Source organism: Saccharothrix hoggarensis, from assembly GCF_042678885.1.
In the GTDB taxonomy this organism is placed as follows: Bacteria; Actinomycetota; Actinomycetes; order Mycobacteriales; family Pseudonocardiaceae; genus Actinosynnema; species Actinosynnema hoggarensis.
The window spans coordinates 1-4,134 of the sequence record NZ_JBHTLK010000364.1 but is presented as its reverse complement, the minus strand read 5'-3'; the positions used below and the strand labels follow the sequence as shown (position 1 = coordinate 4,134).

The following is a 4,134-nucleotide window of genomic DNA, read 5'->3' as shown; positions in this document are numbered from 1 at the left end:
AGGCGGCGGGGCCGGGTGGCGTGGCGGGCGGTGTGGCCGGGCGGCGTGGACGACGGGCATGGGCGGCGGGTGTGGCCAGGTGGCGTGGACGGGTGGCGTGGACGGGTGGCGTGGACGGGTGGCGTGGACGGGAGCCCACGCCACCCGGCCGGGCCGGTCAGCCGGTGACGCCGTTGAGCAGCGCCAGGTAGCCCTGGCTGTAGCCGGTGGCGTTGGGGTGGAACGACTCCGCCAGCCGGAACAGCGAGAACTGGTTGATCCACGGCGACCGGCCGCAGGCGCCGTGGCCCGCGAAGTGGGCGCGGGCGTCGACGTACCGGACGCCGGCGGCCGCGGCCCGGGCGGAGATCACCTCGTGCAGGGCGTCCGCGCCCCGGTTCAGGGCGGTGCGCTTGGTGGTGTTGAGGCACGTGCCGGTCGGTTCGACCAGCCTCGGGTAGCCCAGGACGATCACGGTGGCGTTCGGGGCGCGGTCGCGGATGGTGGCGTAGGTGGTGTCGAGCCGCGCGGGCAACGTGGTGCGGGCGGCCGCGATCCCGTTGTCGACGGCGTTGACGCAGCTGCTGTCGCTGCCGGTGACGCAGGTGATCATCGTGTTGGCGAAGCCGACGTCGTTGCCCCCGATGGTGATCGTGACCTGGTCGGTGCCCGCGTCGAGCGCGGCGAACTGGTCGGTCATGCTCTGCGTGGTGCCACCGCCGCAGGCGGCGTACTTGAACGACGACACGGCGTGGGTGTCCGCCCAGAGCTGGGCGTAGCCGCGCGGGCTGCGGAAGCACGAGCCGCTGACGTACGGCGGCGCGCCCGTCCCGGAGGAGTACGAGTCGCCGAGGGCGACGTAGTCGACGGGGGCCGCGGCTCGCGCCCCGGTCGAGGTGAGCATGACGGCCAGGGCGGCGGGCAGCACCGCGCACACGACCTTCAGAAGACGTCCGCGCACGTCCGGTCCTTCCTCGGAGATCACTGGGGTGAAGGCGGCAGGTCGCCGACGTTACGAAGGCGTTCCGAGGGATCACAGACGGTGCTATTCTCGTTACTTGCGAGTAACCTGGACCGCTTCGCCGGGGTGCCGCCATGACCGTTCCGCGCCGCAGCGACGCCCTGAGGAACCGGGCGTCGATCATCCGCGTGGCCGAGGAGCTGGTGGTCCGGGGCACGACCCCGTCGCTGGCGCAGGTCGCCCGGCTCGCCGGCCTCGGCCAGGCGACGGTGTACCGGCACTTCCCCGACCGCCGCGCCCTGCTGCTGGCCGTGGCGCGGCGGCACCTGGGCGTGCTGGCGGAGGCGGCCGAGCGCAACGCCCACGACCCCGCCGCGTTCCGCGCGCTGCTGGGCGCCGTCATGGCGTACCAGGTGTCGATGCGCCCGCTGGTCGACGAGCTGCGCCGGTTCCCCGAGCCCGACCAGCGTGGGCACGTGCGCCGGCTGCTGGACGCGTTGCGCGGCCCGTTCGCCCTGTCCCAGGCGGCGGGCCACCTCCGCGGCGGCGTCGTGCTGGACGACGTGGTCGTCGTGCTGACGATGCTGCAGGCGGCCGTCGACTCGACCCCCGACCCTCGGCGCGCGATCCCCGTGCTGCTGGACGGGTTGTTCCACCCGGAGCCGCGCTGAGGTCCCCGTGCGATCACGCGCCCACCGGGCCGCGTTACCGTGCCCGCCATGGTCTCGGTGCTGCTCGTCGAGGACGACCCGGTGGTGCGGTCGGCGGTGACGCGGGCGTTGACCGGGCTGGGGCACGCCGTCCTGCCCGTCGGCACCGCGCTGGAGGCGCTGCGGGAGATCACCGGCGGCGGGTTCGACCTCGTCGTGCTCGACCTCGGGCTGCCCGACATGGACGGCGCGGACGCGCTGCGGATGATGCGCGGCGTGTGCGACGTGCCCGTCATCGTCGCCACCGCCCGCGACGACGAGAGCGAGATCGTCCGGCTCCTCAACGCGGGCGCCGACGACTACCTCGTGAAGCCGTTCTCCAGCGAGCACCTGGCCGCGCGGCTGTCCGCCGTGCTGCGGCGGGCGCGCAAGGAACCCGCGCCCGCGCCGTTCCGGATCGGCCGGCTCACCGTCGACCTCGACCGCCGCGAGGCCCGGCTCGACGGCCGCGAGCTGAACCTGACCCGCAAGGAGTTCGACCTCCTCGCCTACCTCGCCGCCCGCGAGGGCAAGGTGGTGCCGCGCGCCGAGCTGCTCGCCAACCTGTGGAACCTGCCCGGCCGGCACGACGACCAGACGCTCGACGTGCACCTGTCCTGGCTGCGCCGCAAGCTCGGCGAACGGGCCGCCCAGCCCCGCTACCTGCACACCGTGCGCGGTGTCGGGTTCAAGCTCACGGCGGCCGAGTGAGGAGGTCGCTCGCGCTCGTCTCGCTCGCCGTCACGTCGATGGTGGCGCTGGCGTTCCTGATCCCGCTGGCCCTGGTGGTGCGGCAGCTCGCCGAGGACCGGGCGCTGACCGACGCCGAACGCCTCGCGGGCGCGCTCACACCGGTCCTGGTGATCACCGGCGACCCGGCGTCCGTCGGTCAGGCCCTCGCCAGCACGACCGCCGGCCGCCTCGCGGTGCACCTGGCGGACGGCGGGGTCGTCGGGGTGCCGATGGCCACCGAGGACCAGCTCCGGGCCGCACGCGAGCAGGGCCGGGCGTCCACCGAGCGCGTCGCGTCCGGGTTCGTGCACCTCCAGCCCGTGCTGCTGCCCGAGGACCGGGTGGCGGTGGTGGAGGCGTACGTGCCGGAGTCGGAGCTGTCCCGCGGCGTCACCCAGGCGTGGCTCGCGCTCAGCGGCGTCGCGGTCGTCCTGGTGCTCGGTTCGGTGCTCGTCGCGGACCGCCTCGGCGCGCGGGTCGTGAAATCCGCCGCCGCGTTGGCCGAGGGCGCGCGCAAAATGGGCCAGGGCGATCTCACGACCAGGGTGACGCCCAGTGGTCCGCCGGAATTGCTGGACGCGGGCGGCGCGTTCAACCGGATGGCCGATCGGATCGGCCAGCTGCTGGCCAACGAACGCGAACTGCTGGCCGACCTGTCGCACCGGCTGCGCACCCCGCTCACCGCGTTGCGGCTCGATTCGGAAACGCTCGGCCAGGACCCCAACGCCAATCGCGTCCGGCAGGCCGTGCACGCGCTCGAACGCGAGGTCAACGAACTCGTCCGGGCCGCCCGCCGGGAACTGGACGACCCCGACGGCGGCCGGTGCGACGCCGCCCAGGTCGTGCACGACCGGCTGGTGTTCTGGTCCGCCCTCGCCGACGACCAGCAGCGGCTGTGGAACCTGCGCGGCACCGAGCGGCGGGCGATCGTCCCGCTGACCCGCAGCGACCTGGCCGCGGCCATGGACGCCGTGCTGGGCAACGTCTTCCGGCACACGCCCGAGGGGGTCGGGTTCGTGGTGGCGCTGTTCCACCAGCCCGACCGGGTGGTGGTCGTGGTGGAGGACGCCGGGCCGGGCATCGAGGACCTGGAAGCGGCGTTGCGGCGGGGGAGCAGCGGCTCGGGCTCGACCGGCCTCGGACTGGACATCGCCCGCCGGGCCGCCGAGTCCACCGGCGGCTCCCTCACCGTCGACCGGGGACCGCTGGGCGGCACGCGGGTCCGGCTGCGGCTCGGCCTGGCCGAGGAGCGAGCCTGACACCGGGCGCCTTTTCCGCGCCTGATGCCAAGTTTAAATGTTCCTTAAATAAGTCGATGTTGACAGTTGTGGAATACCGGATAAAGTCATTCCTGGAATTCGGGTCGACCGCAGCGCTCTCCCCCTTGCCAGGTTCGACCGGTTCCCCGTTCGGTGCGGCGACCGCAGCACGCTTACCCTGCGAAGAAGCGCGCATGCGGTCGCCGTGCCCGAATACCGCCGAATGCAGATTGAGGTTTTTCGCGTGTCGCGCAAGAGCAGTGTGAGTGGTGTGCTGCCGGTCGTCGTCCTCGCCGGGCTCGCCCTGGCCGGGTGCGAGCACCCCGACGGGACGGCCCTGATCACGGCGACCGCCACCACCACGGTCCGCACCACGTCGCACGCCGACGCCTGGGCCGCGCCGACCACCGCGCCGGACCTGGCGGGCACGACGTCCGCGGGGGGCACGACGTCCGCGGGGGGCACGACCACCCCGCCGTCCTCCCCGCCGGCCGCGCCCCCGGTGTCCACCTCC

Annotated in this window: 4 protein-coding genes and 1 pseudogene; 4 read left to right on the top strand and 1 reads right to left on the bottom strand. The window is 73.7% G+C overall.

What is annotated here, in order from left to right; translation table 11 throughout:
- Positions 1 to 157: 157 nt before the first annotated feature.
- Entirely contained in the window at positions 158 to 940 is a 783-nt protein-coding gene (locus tag ACFQ3T_RS34760) for an SGNH/GDSL hydrolase family protein (RefSeq protein ID WP_380730078.1), read from the bottom strand.
- A 134-nt stretch (positions 941 to 1,074) separates the two neighbouring features.
- Here ACFQ3T_RS34760 and ACFQ3T_RS34755 point away from each other — a divergent pair, with 134 nt between their 5' ends.
- From ACFQ3T_RS34755 to ACFQ3T_RS34740, 4 genes and pseudogenes are all read left to right on the top strand, one after another.
- Positions 1,075 to 1,611, top strand: a complete 537-nt coding sequence (locus ACFQ3T_RS34755) for a TetR/AcrR family transcriptional regulator (protein ID WP_380730076.1) — start codon at positions 1,075 to 1,077, stop codon at positions 1,609 to 1,611.
- A gap of 48 nt (positions 1,612 to 1,659) precedes the next feature.
- Complete coding sequence (locus ACFQ3T_RS34750) at positions 1,660 to 2,340, top strand: response regulator transcription factor (protein WP_380730074.1); 681 nt, start codon at positions 1,660 to 1,662, stop codon at positions 2,338 to 2,340.
- A complete protein-coding gene (locus ACFQ3T_RS34745) occupies positions 2,337 to 3,620 on the top strand; it encodes a HAMP domain-containing sensor histidine kinase (RefSeq protein ID WP_380730071.1) in 1,284 nt (427 codons plus the stop codon). The genes ACFQ3T_RS34750 and ACFQ3T_RS34745 overlap by 4 nt, the downstream gene beginning before the upstream one ends.
- Positions 3,621 to 3,864: 244 nt before the next feature.
- A pseudogene (locus tag ACFQ3T_RS34740) lies at positions 3,865 to 4,134 on the top strand (CAP domain-containing protein); the annotation flags it as partial.